This is a genomic window from Burkholderia sp. BCC1640 (assembly GCF_902833125.1).
In the GTDB taxonomy this organism is placed as follows: Bacteria; Pseudomonadota; Gammaproteobacteria; order Burkholderiales; family Burkholderiaceae; genus Burkholderia; species Burkholderia diffusa.
The window spans coordinates 458,496-477,088 of sequence record NZ_CADFEF010000001.1 but is presented as its reverse complement, the minus strand read 5'-3'; the positions used below and the strand labels follow the sequence as shown (position 1 = coordinate 477,088).

The following is an 18,593-nucleotide window of genomic DNA, read 5'->3' as shown; positions in this document are numbered from 1 at the left end:
TGCCTCCGTGCGTGTCAGACGAGCCACAGCAGCGCGCAGCCGTAGACGATCGCGCCCAGCACGAACGTCAGCGCCGTGTAGCCGAGCACCCGCTGCACGCCGATGCCGGCCATCGCGACCACCGGTGCGACCCAGAACGGTTGCATCATGTTCGACACCTGTTCGCCCATCGCGACGGCCATGGTCGTCGCGGGCAGTGACGCGTGCAGCGCGACGGCGGCCGGCACCACGAAGGGGCCCTGTACGGCCCAGTGCCCGCCGCCGCTCGGGATCAGGAACGTGATCGCGAGCGAGCAGACGTAGCTCCAGAACGGCAGCGTGTCGGTGGTTGCGATCGCGATGAAGCCATGCGATATGACGCCGGGCAGGCCGGTCGCGTCCATCAGGCCCATGATGCCGCCGTACAGCGGATATTGAATCAGCAGCGAACCCGTCTGCGCGGTCGCCTGCTTGATCGCGCGTGCGTAGGCGAGCGGATGGCCATGGAGCAGCACACCCGCCGTGAGCATCGCGAGAATCACGACGTTCACGCCCGCCAGCGGAACGCGGCCGGCGTATGCCAGCCCCAGTACCGACAGTCCGAACAGTCCCGCCAGAACGCTGAGCACGCACGAGCGCTCGAGCCACTGCGCCGGCGAGCGGCGTCCGGCGGCGCCGGGCGCGGCCGAAGCGGATGCGGGTGGCGAGGCGGGTTGAATGTCGGGCGACAGCGCTTCGGCGCGAGCAGGATCGGGCATGAGCCAGACGAGCAGCGCCGGCGTCAGCACGAGCATCGCGAGCGTCGGAACCAGGTTGAAGCGGGTCAGCACGGTTTCGCCGAACGGCAGCACGTGGCCGGTCAGTTTCTCGACGACGTTCATCGCGCTGCCGGGCGTCGATTGCGCGAGCGCGATCGAACTGGACAATCCGCTTGCCCACACTACCCAACCCGAAAAGCCGCACGCGACGATCCACGCGAAATCGACGCGCAGGCGCTTGGCGACTTCGCGCGCCAGCAGTGCGCTGATCACGAGGCCGAATGCCCAGTTGATGAACGACGTGACGGCCACCGACAGGAAGACCAGCGTCGCCGCCTGGGCCGGCGTGCGCGCGAACGACACGATCGCGCGGAACGCACGCTGCACGAGCGGCGCATGGGCCAGCGCGTGCCCGGTCGCGAACACGAGCGCCATCTGCGCCGTGAACGTGAGGATATCGAAGAATCCCTTGGTCCACCCACCGATCATGGCGACCGGCGTCGCGCGCGGCGCGATCGCGACGGCCAGCACGGCGACGAACGCGGTGATCAGCAGCGCGAGGACGAACGGATCGGGAATCGTTCTCTCGAACACGCGAATCGTCGCGTCCGTCAGGCGGATGCGGGCCGCACGGGGTGGGGAATCGGCGAGGCGCATGCATGTCTCCTGTTGGTGTTTGTTGTGTCGGCGATGCGTGTCGACGTTGCGTCGCCGCATCGGGGCGGCGGTCAGTCGGGGAAATCGTACAGCCGGGCCGGATTGTCGACGAGGATCCGCTCGCGCAGACGTTCGTCGGGTGCCCAGTCCGCGAGTTGATCGAACAGCCGCGCGTCGTCGGGCGCGGCGGATTCCGTTGCATGCGGCCAGTCGCTGCCCCATACCAGGCGCTCGGGCGCCGCGACGGCCCACGCGCGGGCGACCGCGTCGACGTCGGCGAATCGCCCGGACACGCCGACGCGCGAATCGAGGTACGGCCCGGACAGCTTGATCCACGTTCGGCCCTGGTCGACGAGACGGCGCACGATCGCGTATGCGGGATGCGACGTGCCCGCCGGTTGTGGCAGGCGCGCCATGTGGTCGAACACGATGGTCGACGGCAGGCGCACGAGCAGCGCCTCGTGCGCGGCGATCTGGTCGGCGGTCCAGTGCAGCTGCACATGCCAGCCGAGCGCATGCACGCGCGCGGAGAGCGCCTCGACCATGTCGAAGCGCGTGGGCGCATGCTCGGGGCGATACAGCGTGAACCGGATGCCGCGGATGCCTCCGTCGTGCAGCGCATGCAATTCGGTATCCGATACGTCTTCGCGCACGACGCCGACGCCGCGCGTGCGGTCCGCGCCGAGCTGTCGTATCGCATCGAGCGTCACGCTGTTGTCGGTCGCGTACGCGCGCGGCGTGACGACGACGGCGCGCGTCGTGCCGAGCCGGGCCTGGATCGCGCGGCGGTAGTCGTCCGCCGTCGCGTGCGCGAAGATCCGCGCGCCAGGCTCGGACCTGAAGCGGGAATCGAAGACGTGAAGGTGTGCGTCGCATGCGTTCGACGGCGCTGCGTGCGCCGGCTGTATCGCCGCTTCGGCCGCCGCGGGGCCGGATGCATGCGCGCGCGACGCGCTCGCGGCGGCGAGCGAGGCGAGGAACGTACGTCTTCTCATGGTGTCTCCGGGTGAATCGTGTCGTTCGGCCGGCGCGCTGCCGGCAGTTTGCGGTTTCAGCGAATGGCGCCGCGACGCCGCAGCTCGGCGCGCCGTTCGTCATCGTAGCCGTGCTCGGCGAGCACGTCGTCCGAATGCTCGCCGAGCGCAGGCGCGCCGAGCGGATCCGGGCCCGGCGTGCGCTCGAACGCGATCGGCCGGCAGAAGCCGCGATAGCGACCAGCCGACGGATGGTCGAATTCGGCGACGAGCCGTTCGGCGTCGACTTGCGGATCGTCGAACATGTCCTCGATCTCGCGCACCGTGGCGCAAGGCACCTCGTCGCCGAACGCGGCCTCCCAGTCGCGCGCGGAGCGGGCCAGCAGCGCGGCGCGCAGCAGCGGGACGAGTTCGTCGTGCGCGCCCGCGCGCTTGCGCACCGTGTCGTAGCGCGGATCGTCGGCGAGTGCGGGCAGTCCGACCTTCACGCACAACGCGCGCCAGAAATGCGGCGTGTTCGCTGACAGGTAAAGATAACCGTCACGGGTCGGATGCAGGCCCGTGATGCCGCCCGATCGCATGTCGCGTCCGACGTCGCGTGCCTCGCCTTCGGCCCAGACCAGTCGCGCCGACTGCATCGCGAGCGCGGCGCGCAGCAGCGAGATGCCCACGTATTGCCCGGCCCCGCTATGGGTCCGCTCGTACAGCGCGGACGCGACGCCGGCTGCGACGAGGGAGGCCGCGTAATAGTCGACGACCGAGCCGTACACGATCGACGGCGGCGCACCGGGTTCGCCTTGCAGCGCGCACATGCCGGTCATCGCCTGCAGCACCTGGTCGTAGCCGGCCTTGTCCTTCAGCGGCCCCGATTCGCCGTAGCCGGTGACAGCGCAGTAGACGAGGCGCGGATTGTGTTCGCGAAGCCGCGCGTAATCGATGCCGAGCCGCGCGGGGACGGACGGCCGGAAATTGTGGACCAGCACGTCGGCGTCGCGCACGAGTTCGAGCAGCACCTCGCGCCCGGCCGGCTGCTTGAGATCGAGCACGATTCCGCGCTTGCCGCGATTGACACCGAGGAACGCGCGGCTTTGCTCGTCCAGCGTCGATGGATAGTTGCGCAGGTTGTCGCCGGCCGGCGGCTCGATCTTGATCACGTCGGCGCCCTGGTCGGCCAGCAACGTGCACCCGTACGGGCCGGCGATGTAGGCGCTGAGGTCGAGCACGCGGATGCCGGCGAGCGGGCCGGCGCCGGAGTGGCCAAGACCGGCCGCATGCGGCGCCGCGGGAACGTCGATGAAGGGTTGAGTCATGATTCGATGCGTGCGGGTTGCGGGGCGATGTCCGACGGTGGAATCAGGCCGAATGCGATCGCTTCGTCGACGATCGCGCGGGCGCGGGCGACGAACGGCGCGTCGATCATCCGGCCGTCCACCACGTACGCGCCGCGGCCGTCGGAGACGGCCTGCCGCTCCGCATCGAGCACGCGCAACGCAGCGCGGATTTCGTCGAGGGTTGGCCGGAACACGTCGTTCGCGATGCCGACCTGCGTCGGATGGATGCAGCTCTTGCCGGCGAAGCCGAGCCGCCGCGATAGCGCGGCCTCGGCGCGGAAGCCGTCGGCGTCGCCGATGTCGGCGAACGCGGCATCGTAGGCGGCGATGCCCGCCTCGCCCGCGGCGATGCGCACCGCGAGCATCACGGGCACGAGCGCCGCGGTTTCGCGACGGTCGATGCCGAGCGGTTCGAACAGGTCGCCGAGGCCGAGCTGCAAGCCGATCACGCGCGGATCGGCCGCCGCGAGTTCGGATGCGAGCCGCAGCGCGCGCGGCGTTTCGATGTTGACGAGGAGGCTGATCGGCGTCGTGACGCCGTTGCGGCGCTCGGCGCGTTCAAGCGCGGCCGCCGCCGCGCGCACGTCGTTCGCGTCGCGCGGCTTCGGCAGGTTGACGATCGCGACGCCGGGGCGTGCGACCGCTTCCAGATCGGCGTCGAAGCCGCGCGTGCCGAGCGCGTTCACGCGCACCACGATCGTTTTTGTCGGCGGCAGCGGCTGGTCGAGCCGCGCGCGCAGCGCGGCGCGCGCGGCATCCTTGCGGTCTTCGGCGACCGCGTCCTCGAGATCGAACGACACGGCGTCGGCGGGACCGTTCAACGCTTTGTCGAACAGGTCGGGACGGGAGCCAGGAACGAACAGTTTGCTTTTCATGCGGCCAGTATAGAAATCCCGCTACACTGGACGAATACAGGTTTGATTCCTTCAAACGATAGAAAAACTATCTTTATGGATATCGTGTTCCTCAAGAGCTTCGTGCTCGTCGCGGACACGGGCTCGATGGCGCAGGCCGCGCGCAGGCTCGATCTCACGCCCGCCGCGGTCGCCTTGCAGATGCGGGTGCTGGAGCGGGAGCTGGGCGTGGCGCTGCTCGCACGCGCGGGCCGCTCGGTGCGCCCGACCGAGGCCGGCTACCGCGTGCTCGAGCGTGCGCGTGGGCTCGTTCGCGAGTTCGATGACCTGAAATCGGTCGCGGCCGACGATGCGCAATTGTCCGGGGAATTGCGCCTCGGCGCGATCAACACCGCGTTGCACAGCATCCTGCCCGACGTGCTGGCCCAGTTCGCGACCCGGCATCCGCGGTTGAAGGTGCTGATCCAGTCCGGTACGTCGGCGGAGCTTTACGAGTCCGTGCGACGAGGCGATCACGACGCGGCGGTCTGCCTGCATCCGAGTTTCGCGCTGCCGAAAAGCATGGTGTGGGAACTGCTGCGCATCGAGCCGCTCGTCGTGCTGGCGCCGCAGGATCTCGCCGCGCGCGACGCGCACGACTTGCTGCGCCACGAGCCGCTGATCCGCTACGACCGGAGTCTCGGCGGCGGCAAGCAGGCCGACCGCTATCTGCGCGACCACGGGATTGATCCGCACGAGCGCTTCGAGATCAATTCGCTGCTGGCGATCGCAATGATGGTCGAGCGCGGGCTGGGCGTATCGCTGGTCCCGGACATCGCGTCGCCGCTCGCGGAGCGGCTGCGGATCGTCCGGCTCGCGCTGCCGAAGCCGACCGAGCCGCGGCGCTTCGGCATACTCTGGCGGCGGGGCGCGGCGCGCGAGAGCGCGATTCGCGAATGGCTCGCGATCAGCCGCCGGATGGTGCAGCTTCGTTGAGCCGCCGACCGCGTGACGCGATCGTTTCTGCACGGGCCGGCGATCGCGCACTGCACGTCGCCATCATTGTTGAGCGTATTGGAAAGGTCCAATCCGGAAGCAGCAATAGGTGCCGCGAATATGACCGATTATTCTCCCGAGCGCTATACCGGCAGGCCGACACGAATGCTGTCGGACTGCTTACAAAATCAATCGCTCAGGGAGGCCTTTCATGAAACGCATCGTCGTATCCGGTGGTGTCGGCGCGGTATTCGTCTTGACAGCGGCGTCGTCCGCATTTGCGCAGAGTTCCGTCACGTTGTATGGCCTCGTCGATACGGCGATCCGTTATCAGACGAACGCCGGCCCCGACGGCAAGGACCTGATCGGAATGACCGTCGGCCCCGAAACGCACAGCCGCTGGGGCTTGCGCGGCAGCGAGGATCTCGGCGGCGGCCTGTCGGCGATCTTTCGTCTGGAGAACGGCTTCGAGCTCGGCGACGGCAAGCTGCACGTCGCGAACACGCTGTTCAGCCGGCAGGCATACGTCGGCCTGTCGAGCGACCGGTACGGCTCGCTGACCTTCGGCAACCAGTACGCCCCGCTGTACGACACGATGGGTGACGTGTTCGATCCGATGACCGTCGGCGACTACTGGCAGGACAGCTGGGCGTACAACGGCATCGGCAATTACCTGACCGTGCCGAACTCGGTGAAGTACAAGTTCTCGTACAACGGCTTCAGCATCGATGCGATCTACGGGCTCGGCAATCATGCCGGCGCGATGGGCCTCGACAGCACATACGGTGTCGAGCTGACCTACGCGCAAGGGCCCGCGTCGATCAACGCCGGCTACCAGCAGACCTCGGTGTCGTCCGTGAACGGCAGTGCGGTCAACGGCGCGAAGGTGAACTTCCTGCACGTGAGCGGCGCGTATCAGGTCACGCCGTCCGTGCGCCTGCTGGCCGGCTGGCTGCACGGTCAGGACAAGACGGGCACGACGGACTTCAACATGCAGCAGGCCGGCGCGCCCACGCTCGCCGGCGGCAGCCCGAACCGCATCGACGATACGTTCTACGTCGGCGCGAACTGGCAGGCCACCGCGCCGCTGCTGATCACGGTGGCCGGCTATTACGGCCACGCGCGCAACGCGGAGCGGCTCGACGGCACGCTCGGCTCCGGGATCAATTACTCGGCGACCATGCTGGCCGAATATGCGCTGTCGAAGCACACGGAGGTATACGGCACGGTCGATTTCGCACGCGGCAACGGCGCGTTCGCGGCCGACTACCCGGGCGCCACCAACCGGCTCACCGGCAAGGTTGACCAGATCGGCAGGACCAACAACGTCGGGGCCGCGATCGGCCTGCGCCAGATGTTCTGACGACGGCGCGCGGGGCGGACGCGAAGCGTGCAGCGAGGAGAAGGCGGCGTGCGCCGCCTTCATCCGTTACGACGCGACGCGAATCACGACCTTGCCGAAATGCTGACCCGACTGCAGACACGCATAGGCCTGCGGCGCTTCGTCGAAACCGAACACGCGATCGACCACCGGCTTGATCCGTTTCGCGTCGACGAGCCGCACGACGTCGTCGAGCATTGCGCGGCTGCCGACCATGATCCCGTGCAGTTTCCGAATGCCGCCAATCAGCGACAGCAGCCCGAGTTCCGGGCCGCCGAAGCTGCTGAGGCCGCCGATCACCGACACGATGCCGCCCATTTTCGTCGCGGCGACCGAGCGCGCGAGCGTATCGCGTCCGCCGACTTCGATGACGAGATCCGCGCCCGCACCGTCGGTGAGCCGCAGCACTTCATGCTGCCATTCGGGCGTCGTGCGGTAGTTGATCGTTGCGTCCGCACCGAGAGCGCGGACGCGTTCGAGCTTGGCATCGCTCGACGAAGTCACGATCGTGCGCAGTCCGGCCGCATGCGCGAGCTGCAGCGCGATGATCGAAACACCGCCCGTGCCGAGCAGCACGACCGTCGCGCCCGGTCTCAGCCCGCCGTCGACGAACAGCGCATTCCACGCGGTAATGCCCGCGCACGACAGCGTTGCCGCTTCGTCGTAGTCGAGATGCGCAGGAATCCCGACGAGCGCGGTTTCGTCGGAGACGAAGCGTGCGGCGAGCACGCCGTCGAAATGCGAGCCGGGCGACCCCGAGACCTTCGGCGGCGTGGGCGGCCCGTCGATCCAGTGCGGGAAATACGTGTTGATCACGCGATCGCCCGGCTTGAACCGCGTGACGTCGCGACCGGTCTCGACGACTTCGCCGGCGCCGTCGGCGACGGGTATCAGCGCGTCGGTGCCGATGCCGAGATAGTCGCCGCGCGCGAACATCAGGTCGCGATAATTCAGTGCGGTCGAGTGGATCTTCACGACGACGTCGGTCGGCCCGACCGGGCGAAGCGTCGCGTCGATGCGCCGGAGCCCGGCAATGCCGTCCCCCGGTTTGATTTGCCATGCGTGCATGTCGGCTCCTTTTTCGAGATGGACGGGACTATCATAGTGTTGCGCTGCGGGACACATTGGCGAGAATTCGGCCAACGATTGTCGCCGGCACGGACACAAACCTGTCATTCCATCGGAGCGGAACTGCATGGACGAGCGATTGAGAGGCATCGTCGAATTCGTCGACGTCGTGGAGTCGGGCAGCTTCGCGGCGGCGGCGCTGCGCCTCGGCATGACGCGCTCGGCTGTTGCGAAGATCGTCGCGCGGCTCGAACAGCGGCTCGGTGCGCGCCTCTTGCAGCGCACGACGCGTCAGCTCGGCCTGACCGACGAGGGGCTCGTCTATTACGAGCAGTGTCGGCGGTTGCTGGCCGAACTCGGCGAGACGGAAGCCGCACTCGACGCGGGCCGGCGCGAGCCGACCGGCCGCGTGCGGGTCAGCGTGCCCGTGCTGTTCGGCCGGCAATGCGTGGCGCCCGTCGTGCGGCGCCTCGTCGAGCGTCATCCGCGGCTTGAAATCGACGTATCGTTCAGCGATCGCATCGCCGATCTCGTCAACGACGGCTTCGACATTGCGGTGCGTATCGGCACGCTGGCCGACACGAGTGCGCTGGTCGGCCGGAAGCTTGGGGTGCAGCGCATGGGCATCTGCGCATCGCCTGCCTATCTCGATCGTCACGGCCGGCCGTCGGGGCTCGACGAACTCGCGTCGCACGGCGGCATCGCGTATTCGCGCGGCGGGCAGCCGACGCCGTGGCGAATCATCGGCGCGGACGGCGCGGTGCACGACCATCGCCCGGCAGGCCGCCTGCGATTCGACGACCTGCAGGCGATCGCCGACGCGGCGGCGGCCGGCGCGGGCCTTGCGTGGCTGCCGTGCTGGCTGATGGCGCCGTACGTGCGCGACGGCCGTCTCGTGCTCGTGATGGACAGCGACAGCGTGTCGGGCGCCGAAGTGTTCGCGGTGCGCCCGGCGTCGCGCAACGTGCCGATGAAGGTGCGCGTCGTCATCGATGCGCTCGTTGACGAGATTCCGCGCATGCTGGCGTCGGACGACGCGGACGGCGAGCGCGTGCCGCGGCGTATCGTTCAGGCTTCGTAGCCACGACGCGCGATCGAGTCGTCGACGCAAACGACGGCGACCGTACGCGTTTTCTCCACCTGACGCACAATCGGTGCGGATCGTGAATGTGCCGCGCGAGCGCGCGCATCGCGCCGTCTTCGATTATTTCGTCAGAGGCACGAATCATGTCATCCCGTACCTATCTCGTTACCGGCGCGTCGCGCGGCATCGGCCTGGCCACCAGCACGCTGCTCGCGCACCGCGGCCATCGCGTCATCGGTCTCGCGCGCCATGCACAAGACATCGACTTTCCCGGCGAACTGATCGCATGCGATCTCGCCGACATCGAACACACGGCCGCGACGCTCGCACGCATCGGCGCGTCGAGCGAGGTCGACGGCATCGTGAACAATGCGGGCATCGCGTTGCCGCAGCCGCTCGGCAAAGTCGATTTCGCATCGCTGCAGGCGGTGTTCGACCTGAACGTGCGCGCGGCGATCCAGATCACGCAGCATTTCGCCGACGCGATGAAGGCACGCGGCCATGGCCGCATCGTCAACGTATGCAGCCGGGCGATCTTCGGCAGTCTCGATCGCACCGCATACTCGGCCGCGAAGAGCGCGCTCGTCGGCTGCACGCGCACGTGGGCGCTGGAACTGGCCGAACATGGCGTGACGGTCAACGCGGTTGCGCCGGGCCCGATCGAAACGGAGCTGTTTCGCCAGACGCGTCCGGTCGGGAGCGACGCGGAGCGGAAGGTACTCGCGACGATTCCCGCCCGTCGCCTCGGCACGCCGCACGATGTAGCCGCGGCGATCGCGTTCCTGCTGTCCGACGATGCGGCGTTCGTCACGGGGCAGGTGCTCGCAGTGGACGGCGGCGGCAGCCTCGGCGGGCGCAGCTGACGCAACGCAAGCAGTGCGGCGCGAGCCGTAAAACAAGGACCGGCGTGCATATTCCCCGTTCCCGTTAGCATGTGACGAATCCGACTTTGGATGCCGAGCGGGCGACGCTAAGATCGCCGATCCGTAGATCGTGCGTTCGACAAAATGAAAAAATCCGCGTCGCCGTTGCATGCCTTCCGTTTCCGTGTCGTTTGCGCCGCGATCGCCGGCGCGCTGTCGCTCGCATCGTGCGGCGGCGTCGACAGCGATCCGCCGCCGCAGGCCAATGCGACGCCCGCGGCCAAGCGCCCGAACATCCTGTACATCATGGCCGACGATCTCGGCTATTCCGACATCCATGCATTCGGCGGCGAGATCAGTACACCGAACCTTGACGCGCTCGTCGCGTCGGGCCGCATTCTGTCGAACCACCACACGGGCACCGTATGCGCGATCACGCGCGCGATGCTGATTTCCGGTACCGATCACCACCTCGTCGGCGAAGGCACGATGGGCGTGCCGACCGACGAGCGGCGCGGGTTGCCGGGCTACGAGGGCTACCTGAACGATCGCGCGCTATCGTTCGCACAACTGCTGAAGGACGCCGGCTATCACACTTATATCGCGGGCAAGTGGCACATCGGTTCGGGGATCGTCGGCAGCGCGACGGGCAGCGGACAGACGCCGGACCAGTGGGGCTTCGAGCGCAGCTACGTGCTGCTCGCCGGCGCGGCGACGAACCACTTCGCGCACGAACCGGCCGGCTCGTCGAACTACACGGAGGACGGCAGCTACGTGCAGCCGGGCCAGCCCGGACAACCGGGCGGCGCGGGCGGCAGTCCGGCCGTGTTCTATTCGACCGACTTCTATACGCAGAAGCTGATCTCGTACATCGATTCGAACAAGCGGGACGGCAAGCCGTTCTTCGCGTACGCGGCCTACACGTCGCCGCACTGGCCGCTGCAGGTACCGGACCCGTGGCTGCACAAATATGCGGGCGTGTACGACGCCGGCTACGACGCGATCCGCAACGCGCGGATCGCGCGACAGAAGGCGCTCGGGCTGATCCCGACCGACTTCAAGCCATTTGACGGCCTTCCGGAAACGACGTCGGCATCGCTGGCCACGGCGAACAACGGCACCGCGAACGCGAAGTACATCAGCGCCGTGCATTCGGCCGCCGACGGCTACAGCGACTACGGCACCGGCAAGGTCGACAAGCTGTGGGCGAGCCTGAGCCCGGCCGAGCGCCGTGCGCAGGCGCGCTACATGGAGATCTATGCGGGGATGGTCGAGAACCTCGACTACAACATCGGCCTCTTGATCCAGCACTTGAAGGATATCGGCGAATACGACAACACATTCATCATGTTCCAGTCGGACAACGGCGCGGAAGGCTGGCCGATCGACTCCGGCGCGGACCCGACGGCGACCGACACCGCGAACGGGCAGGACCCGGTCTATTCGACGCTCGGCACCGACAACGGCAAGCAGAACGCGCAACGGCTGCAGTACGGGCTGCGCTGGGCCGAAGTGAGCGCGACGCCGTTCCGGCTCACGAAGGGTTATTCGGCCGAAGGCGGCGTGTCGACGCCGACGATCGTGCGTCTGCCGGGGCAGACGCGGCAGTTGCCGACGCTGCGTGCGTTCACGCACGTGACCGACAACACGGCGACCTTCCTCGCGGTCGCGGGCGTCACGCCGCCGTCGCAGCCGGCGCCGCCGCTCGTGAACACGTTGACGGGCGTCGATCAGAACAAGGGCAAGGTCGTCTACAACAACCGCTACGTCTATCCGGTGACGGGGCAGTCGCTGCTGCCGGTGCTCACCGGCTCGGCGACGGGCGAAGTGCATACGACGCCGTTCGGCGACGAAGCGTACGGCCGCGCGTACCTGCGCAGCGCCGACGGCCGCTGGAAGGCGTTGTGGACCGAGCCGCCGCTCGGGCCGCTCGATGGCCACTGGCAGCTGTACGACCTCGCGGCGGACCGCGGCGAGACGACCGACGTGTCCGCGCAAAACCCGTCGGTGATCGGCACGCTGGTCGACCAGTGGAAGACGTACATGAGCAACGTCGGCGGGGTGGAGCCGCTGCGTCCGCGCGGTTACTACTGAGGGCGACACGATGCGGTTCCGCTTCCGGACACTCGGCGCGGCGCTCGCGGCCACGCTGTTCGCGGCTGCGTTCGCCGTCGGCTATGCGAGCCCGTCGGCGTCGCCTGGCGGCGCCTTCGACGACGCGAATCGCGGCCGTCCGCTCGCGCCGCTCGGCTCCGAACGGCAGTGCGAGCGCTACTCGGGCCTGCCCGCGAAGTGGCGCGACGACCCGAAGGCCGGGATGGTGCACCTGAGCGGCGGCGCGTTCGTGTTCGGCAGCACGCGCGGCTATGCGGACGAGCGTCCGGCCGGCGATGGTAAGACGCGTGTCGGCGGCTTCTGGATCGATCAGACCGACGTGACGATCGCGCAGTTCGCCGCGTTCGTGCAGGCGACCGGCTACGTGACCGAGGCCGAGCAGCAAGGCGGCGCGGCGGTGTTTCATGTGCCGACGCGCGACGAGTTGAACGCGCGTGACCTCGCGTGGTGGACGTGGGTGAAGGGCGCATCGTGGCGGCAGCCGCGCGGCCCCGGCAGCGGCGTCGCCGGGCTCGGCAACCTGCCCGTCACGCTTGTCACGCAGCGCGACGCGCTCGCGTATGCGCGCTGGCTCGGCCGCGATCTGCCGACCGAAGCCGAATGGGAATATGCGGGCAAGGCCGGTCGCGACGACGCATCGCTCGACGCGGCGCCGCGCGACGCGCAGGGCAAGCCGGCCGCGAACTACTGGCAGGGCGCGTTTCCGGTGCTCGATACGGCCGAGGACGGCCACGCGGGGCTGGCGCCCGTGGGCTGCTACGCGGCGAACGGCTTCCGCCTGTACGACATGATCGGCAACGCATGGGAATGGACGAAAGATGCATACACGGGCCCGCATCAGTCGCACACGAACGGCGACACGGCGGCCGTCGCGCCGCCGACGCGGCGGCACGACACGCCGATGGTGATCAAGGGCGGTTCGTTCCTGTGCTCGCGCGATTACTGCGTGCGCTATCGCGCGTCGTCGCGCGAACAGCAGGAAGCCGATCTCGGCGCGTCGCATATCGGGTTCCGCACGATTTCGAGGGATGCGTCATGAAGCAGGCGCTGCGTGTCATTGCGGTGTCGCTGACCGTTGCGTGCGGCCTCGCTCATCCGGCCGGGGCCGCCGCCGAATCCGCCGCGCCGGCGGTACGTGTCGGCGTGACGCGCGGCGTGCACGCGGACATCCTCGACGAGGTGAAACGCGTCGCGGCCAAGCGCGGGCTGCGTGTCGACGTCGTCGAATTCGACGACGCGTCGCGCATCGATGCCGTGCTCGCGGACGGCACGATCGATGCGGCGAGCTTCGAGGACGCGCAGCGCCTTGCCGCGACGCGCACGGCGAAAGGCTATGCACTGACCGCTGTCGCGCCGACCGTCACGTTGCCGATGGCACTCTATTCGCGCAAGCTAAGGAATCTGAACGATTTGCAGCCCGGTGCGACGGTCGCGATCCCGGCCGATCCTCGCGGGATGGCACGTGCGCTGGTGCTGCTGCAGAACGACACGCTCGTGACGCTGCGCGAAAAGGCCGGCCTGCATGCGACGCTGCGCGACGTGACGGGCAACCGGCTTGCGCTGAAATTCGTGGCCCTGCGCCGTGACCGGCTGCATGCGGCGCTCGACTCGGCCGTGTTCGTCGCGATGGACAGCGAGGACGCCGCGCGCGCGGGACTGCAGCCGGCGCGCGACAGCATCAATCTCGAGGATGCACGCTCGCCGTATGCGAACGTGCTGACCGTGCGCGACGCCGACCGCACGAAGCCGTGGGCCGCGCAACTCGTCGCCGCGTATCACTCGGACGACGTCGCGCATTTCATTCTGACGCGCTACCAGGACTCGGTGCGACGGCCGTGGTAGACCGCTATCGTCTCGCGTGCAATGCGTGCGGGCGCTGCTGCAACGGCGCGCGCTGCGTGCCTTACACTTGCCGCTCTCGCGTGATGCGGTCCGCCGGGTTCGCGTCGGCTACGGAAGCGCGACGGTCGTGCTGATGTACGCGATATCCGGCTGAGTCTTGAACAAGTACGGCATGGCGCACTTCCCGGACGATCGCGTCGACGACGCATCGTTCAGTTTGCGCGTTGCGGGTCGACGTCGCGCGGTGCGTCCGTCTGCGTCGCGCGCGCCCAGATCGGGAACATCGCGTTCCGGACCGACGTCTGCGCGTCGATGACCTTGCGATGATCGATGCCGGGCAGGTCGAGCAGCCGATCGACCGCCGCCTTCGCACCTTCCGCGTCCTGCGGGAACGCGCAGGCAAGCTGCTTTCGCGTGTCGAACAGCATCCACCACACGTCGGATACGAACGGCCCCTGGTCGTTGGTCTCGATCGCCACCGCGCCGAGTGCGGACAGCGCGATTCCGCGTATCGCGCCTTGCGGGTCGACGGCACTGATCTGCGTGTCGGTCGCGGTGACGGTCCATCCGCCCGGCTTGCCGATCGAGCGGATCGGCACCGTGCCGGCATGCGACGCATCGGCGGCACCGTTTTCGGCCGCGACGGAAACCTCGCCCGTCGCGACAGCGCCTCTCATCTTGCGCTCACCGACCCACGGCAATGCCGCCGCGCCGACCATCGCCGCGATCCACAGGTAGTACCCGAATCCGAAATCGCGGATCGTTTCGACCCGTGCGTCGGTCGGCAGCGTGTGCCACGCGAGCGCGAGCACCACGACGACGCCGAGCAGCCCTGACACGATCCGGTTCGGCTTGACAAGCGCGGCGACGAGCAGCGGATTGCCGAACCATGCGAACTGCAGGTCGAGTATTCCGAGCCAGCCGAGCGCGAGCACCGTGTAGCCGTGCCACCAGCTCACCGCACCGGCCCCATTGGGCGGCTCGGCGAACGCGGGCAGCAGCAGCGACGCGACATACACGGCGATGACGACGATGCGCGCGCGTTTCAGGGACGGGTTGGAAGCGGTGCGAGTCTGCATGTCTGCCTTCTTGTTTCTTGTCGTGCAGGGGCGTGCGAAACGATGAATGCCTGACGGCCATGCCGGCATTCACGAAGCGAAGCGGGCGTCACAAGCGCCGAACGCGATTGTGGGCGATTCGCGCGGCGATGTCGAACCACCTCAAAGCACCTCAAAGCGCCTCAAAGCGCCTCAAAGCACCTCAAAGCGCCTCAAAGCACCTCAAAGCGCCTCAAAGCGCCTCGACCAGCAACCGGTTGCTCTTCTCGCAATACTCGTGACACGCAGCCCGCGCCGCGATCGACGCGCCGTGCACGAATTTCGGCGCATCCGCCCGCCGCGACATCGACACGACGATCGACGGCGGCGACGGCTGCAGCGGCAGTTCGACGACCTCGCCGCTGGCGATCAACGCATCGACGAACAGGACCGGAATCGCCGCCACGCCGAAGCCGTCGCGCACCAGCTGCACGATCACCGAGATCGACGGCGAGCCGGTGATGCGCGTCTCCGACAGCGGCACGCCATGCGCGTGCGCCAGCGTGCGCACGATGTCCTCGAGCGCACGGTGGGGCGCGGTGCCGCGCCCGTAAGTCAGGATCGGCTGGCGCAGCACCTGCCGCGCGAGCCCCGTGCGCGCGGTCGGGAGCAGCCCGGCGCGCGCGATCCAGCGCACCGGATAGTTCGCGAGCGCGTCGCAGACGACCGATGCCTCGTCGCTGCCCTCCACGCGGATGATCAGATCGAGCTCGCCGGCCATCAGCCGGCGCTGCAGCACGACGCTGACGTCGACGGTCAGGTCGATCTCCAGTTGCGGATAGTCGGCGGCGAGGCGGCGCAGGTAATGCGGCAGCCAGCTGTGCACGACCGTCTCGATCACGCCGAGCCGCAGCTTGCCGCGCAGCGCGCTTTCGCCGGCGGCGGCGGCCTGCAGTTCGTGCGTGGCCTCGACGACGGCCTTCGCATAGCCGAGCAGATATTCGCCGTTCGGCGTGAGCCGGAACTCGCGGCTGTCGCGATCGACGAGCACGGTCTGCAATTCGTCCTCGAGCGCCTTCAGGCGCTGCGAGATCGCGGCCGGCGTCGCGTGCAGCGCGGCGGCCGTCGTGCGGAAGTTGCGCAGCTTCGCGAGCGTGACGAAGGTTTCGAGGAAACGCGTGTTCATGGCGGTCGGCAAGGCGTTGGGCGCGCAGCTTCCCCCGCTGAAAAAATGAACGGGACTGGGGAAAACCCGGTTCCGTGTAAAGAAATTCTATACACACGGCGCAAAAAAACTCGTTGGCGACAAAATTTTTTCTTTTCTATTCTTCGCCGTATCCGCTGACGCAACCGTCAACCTGACGACATACCGATCCGCCAACGACCATCATGACACCTTCCGAATTCCGCCAGTCCGTACGCAACGGCGCGTTCCGCAGCCCGACGGCCGGCCAGTGCGGCCCGTTCGCGCAAGCGAACCTCGCGATCCTGCCGAACGCGTACGCGCACGATTTCCTGCGCTTCTGCCAGGCGAATCCGAAGGCGTGCCCGCTGCTGGGCGTCGGCGAACCGGGCGCGTTCCGGCTTGACGTGCTCGGCGAGGATCTCGACATCCGCACCGACGTGCCGAGCTACAACGTATACCGCGACGGCCGCCTGACCGAGCGGGTCGAATCGCTCGAGGCGCTGTGGCGCGACGATTTCGTCGTGTTCGCGATCGGCTGCTCGTTCTCGTTCGAGGACATGCTGGCGCGTGAAGGGATCGGGCTGCGCCACATCGAGGAGGGTCGTAACGTGCCGATGTATCGCACGTCGATTCCGAATCGCCGCGCGGGGATCTTCGGCGGGCAGCTGGTCGTGTCGATGCGGCCGCTGCGCGGTGCCGACGCGATCCGCGCGGTGCAGATCACGAGCCGGTTTCCGGGCGTACATGGCGCGCCGGTCCATATCGGCCATCCGCGTGAACTCGGCATCGCCGATCTCGGCGCCCCCGATTTCGGCGACGCCGTGACGGTGCGCGACGACGAGCTGCCGGTGTTCTGGGCGTGCGGCGTGACGCCGCAAACCGCGCTGATGGAAGCGAAGCTGCCGCTCGCGATCGCGCATACGCCCGGCTACATGCTGATGACCGACATCACGAACGCGTCGCTGGCCGTGTTCTGACCCGACCGACGCCGGCGGCCCGCGCGGTCGCTGGTCCGGCCCCGACGCGGCGGCGCGCCGCCGCCGCAGACGATCCGCCCGACCGGAGGGCGGCGCGCAGCCGCGGCCCGACGATCGCGAGCGCGACGCACCACGCACCACGCACCACACGCACGGTTTCGACCGCACATTTCGACAGGAGCTTCACCATGGAAAGCAAGACCCTCGCGGCGCCCGCCGCCGACCCCGCGGGCCCCGCGCGCAACGGCCTGTTCGGATGGTATGCGGACGCGCAACCGCGCGAGCGCCGCGCGTTCTGGAGCTGCAAGGTCGGCTACATGCTCGACGGGATGGACACGCAGATGCTGTCGTTCGTGATCCCGACGCTCGTCGCGACCTGGGGCATCTCGCTCGCGGACGCCGGCTTCATCGGCACGATGACGCTGCTCGCGTCGGCGCTCGGCGGCTGGATCGCCGGGATCCTGTCCGACCGGATCGGCCGCGTGCGCACGCTGCAGCTGACGGTGCTGTGGTTCGCGGTGTTCACCGCGCTGTGCGGACTCGCGCAGAACTATCACCAGCTGCTCGCGGCGCGCGCGCTGATGGGCTTCGGCTTCGGCGGCGAATGGACGGCCGGCGCGGTGCTGATCGGCGAAGTGATCCGCGCGCGCGATCGCGGCAAGGCGGTCGGCCTCGTGCAGTCGGGCTGGGCGATCGGCTGGGGGCTGTCGGCGCTGCTGTATGCGCTGCTGTTCTCGGTGCTGCCGGCCGAGCAGGCATGGCGCGCGCTGTTCCTCGTCGGCCTCGCGCCCGCGCTGCTGGTGGTCGTGATCCGCCGCTACGTGAAGGAGCCCGACGTCTACGAGAAGGAGAAGGCCACGCAGGCGAAGGTGGCCGACGCGCCGCGTCTCACCGAAATCTTCGCGCCGAAGCTGCTGTCGACGACGCTGCGCGCGGCGCTGCTGACGACCGGCGCGCAAGGCGGCTACTACGCGATCACGACCTGGCTGCCGACGTTCCTGAAGACCGAGCGGCACCTGACCGTGATGGGCACCGGCGGCTATCTCGCGATGATCATCTTCGGCTCGTGGGTTGGCTACCTGGCGAGCGCATACCTGACCGACCGCCTCGGCCGCAAGCCGAACTTCATCCTGTTCGCGCTCGGCTCGATGGTGATCGCGTTCTCGTACACGTCGCTGAACCTGACCAACGCGTCGATGCTGTGGCTCGGCTTCCCGCTCGGTTTCTTCGCGTCGGGCATCTTCTCCGGGATGGGCGCGTTCCTCACCGAACTGTTCCCGACCCGCGTGCGCGGCTCGGGCCAAGGCTTCTGCTACAACGTCGGCCGCGCGATCGGCGCACTGTTTCCGTTCCTGATCGGCGCGCTGTCGAAGCAGTACGGGCTCGGCATGAGCATCGGCATCTTCGCGGTCGCCGCATACGGCGTGGTGATCGTCGCCGCGCTGACGCTGCCCGAAACGCGCGGCCGCGAACTCGACGCCGCCTGAGCGGGCATCCGCCCGCCGCCTTTTT

Annotated in this window: 16 protein-coding genes; 9 read left to right on the top strand and 7 right to left on the bottom strand. The window is 68.2% G+C overall.

Translation table 11 applies throughout. The features are described 5' to 3' along the window. Window positions 1-14: 14 nt before the first annotated feature. The 4 genes from HWX25_RS02175 to HWX25_RS02160 form a co-directional block, all read right to left on the bottom strand. Window positions 15-1,394, bottom strand: coding sequence for a TIGR00366 family protein (locus HWX25_RS02175; RefSeq protein WP_175906779.1), 1,380 nt, complete (start codon window positions 1,392-1,394; stop codon window positions 15-17). A 71-nt stretch (window positions 1,395-1,465) separates the two neighbouring features. Beyond that, complete coding sequence (locus HWX25_RS02170) at window positions 1,466-2,389, bottom strand: amidohydrolase family protein (protein ID WP_081053272.1); 924 nt, start codon at window positions 2,387-2,389, stop codon at window positions 1,466-1,468. A gap of 56 nt (window positions 2,390-2,445) precedes the next feature. Further along, window positions 2,446-3,678: a CoA transferase gene (locus HWX25_RS02165; protein WP_175906778.1), complete on the bottom strand. Its 1,233-nt coding sequence runs from the start codon at window positions 3,676-3,678 to the stop codon at window positions 2,446-2,448. Beyond that, entirely contained in the window at window positions 3,675-4,574 is a 900-nt protein-coding gene (locus HWX25_RS02160) for a CoA ester lyase (protein ID WP_175906777.1), read from the bottom strand. The genes HWX25_RS02165 and HWX25_RS02160 overlap by 4 nt, the downstream gene beginning before the upstream one ends. 75 nt (window positions 4,575-4,649) lie before the next feature. On the opposite strand from HWX25_RS02160, the gene HWX25_RS02155 reads away from it, so the two are divergent. Both HWX25_RS02155 and HWX25_RS02150 read left to right on the top strand, forming a co-directional pair. Next, window positions 4,650-5,528, top strand: a complete 879-nt coding sequence (locus tag HWX25_RS02155; protein WP_175906776.1) for a LysR substrate-binding domain-containing protein — start codon at window positions 4,650-4,652, stop codon at window positions 5,526-5,528. Between the two features lie 211 nt (window positions 5,529-5,739). Continuing rightward, window positions 5,740-6,891, top strand: a complete 1,152-nt coding sequence (locus HWX25_RS02150; protein ID WP_059702853.1) for a porin — start codon at window positions 5,740-5,742, stop codon at window positions 6,889-6,891. A gap of 66 nt (window positions 6,892-6,957) precedes the next feature. Here HWX25_RS02150 and HWX25_RS02145 read toward each other — a convergent pair whose 3' ends face one another. Then, window positions 6,958-7,977: an NAD(P)-dependent alcohol dehydrogenase gene (locus HWX25_RS02145; protein WP_175906775.1), complete on the bottom strand. Its 1,020-nt coding sequence runs from the start codon at window positions 7,975-7,977 to the stop codon at window positions 6,958-6,960. 127 nt (window positions 7,978-8,104) lie between these two features. Between HWX25_RS02145 and HWX25_RS02140 the strand changes: the two genes are divergently transcribed. From HWX25_RS02140 to HWX25_RS02120, 5 genes are all read left to right on the top strand, one after another. Then, a complete protein-coding gene (locus HWX25_RS02140; RefSeq protein ID WP_175906774.1) occupies window positions 8,105-9,058 on the top strand; it encodes a LysR family transcriptional regulator in 954 nt (317 codons plus the stop codon). 146 nt (window positions 9,059-9,204) lie between these two features. After that, window positions 9,205-9,924, top strand: a complete 720-nt coding sequence (locus tag HWX25_RS02135; RefSeq protein ID WP_175906773.1) for an SDR family oxidoreductase — start codon at window positions 9,205-9,207, stop codon at window positions 9,922-9,924. 144 nt (window positions 9,925-10,068) lie between these two features. Then, window positions 10,069-12,018 (top strand): arylsulfatase, encoded by a 1,950-nt coding sequence (locus tag HWX25_RS02130; protein ID WP_175906771.1) that lies wholly within the window; start codon window positions 10,069-10,071, stop codon window positions 12,016-12,018. A gap of 10 nt (window positions 12,019-12,028) precedes the next feature. Beyond that, window positions 12,029-13,078, top strand: coding sequence for a formylglycine-generating enzyme family protein (locus HWX25_RS02125; RefSeq protein ID WP_175906770.1), 1,050 nt, complete (start codon window positions 12,029-12,031; stop codon window positions 13,076-13,078). Then, a complete protein-coding gene (locus tag HWX25_RS02120; protein WP_175906768.1) occupies window positions 13,075-13,881 on the top strand; it encodes a MetQ/NlpA family lipoprotein in 807 nt (268 codons plus the stop codon). Before HWX25_RS02125 ends, HWX25_RS02120 begins: the two co-directional genes overlap by 4 nt. 212 nt (window positions 13,882-14,093) lie before the next feature. On the opposite strand, the gene HWX25_RS02115 is transcribed toward HWX25_RS02120, so the two are convergent. Both HWX25_RS02115 and HWX25_RS02110 read right to left on the bottom strand, forming a co-directional pair. Beyond that, window positions 14,094-14,960 carry a hypothetical protein gene (locus tag HWX25_RS02115; protein ID WP_175906766.1) on the bottom strand — a complete coding sequence of 289 codons (867 nt, stop codon included), beginning with the start codon at window positions 14,958-14,960 and terminating at the stop codon, window positions 14,094-14,096. Window positions 14,961-15,171: 211 nt separating this feature from the next. Then, window positions 15,172-16,104 (bottom strand): LysR family transcriptional regulator, encoded by a 933-nt coding sequence (locus HWX25_RS02110; protein ID WP_044847290.1) that lies wholly within the window; start codon window positions 16,102-16,104, stop codon window positions 15,172-15,174. A 203-nt stretch (window positions 16,105-16,307) separates the two neighbouring features. On the opposite strand from HWX25_RS02110, the gene HWX25_RS02105 reads away from it, so the two are divergent. After that, window positions 16,308-17,081 (top strand): putative hydro-lyase, encoded by a 774-nt coding sequence (locus HWX25_RS02105; RefSeq protein ID WP_059466092.1) that lies wholly within the window; start codon window positions 16,308-16,310, stop codon window positions 17,079-17,081. Window positions 17,082-17,269: 188 nt separating this feature from the next. After that, the gene (locus HWX25_RS02100) at window positions 17,270-18,568 is read left to right on the top strand and encodes an MFS transporter (RefSeq protein ID WP_175906765.1); all 1,299 of its coding nucleotides are present in this window, start codon (window positions 17,270-17,272) and stop codon (window positions 18,566-18,568) included. The last annotated feature ends 25 nt before the right edge of the window (window positions 18,569-18,593 follow it).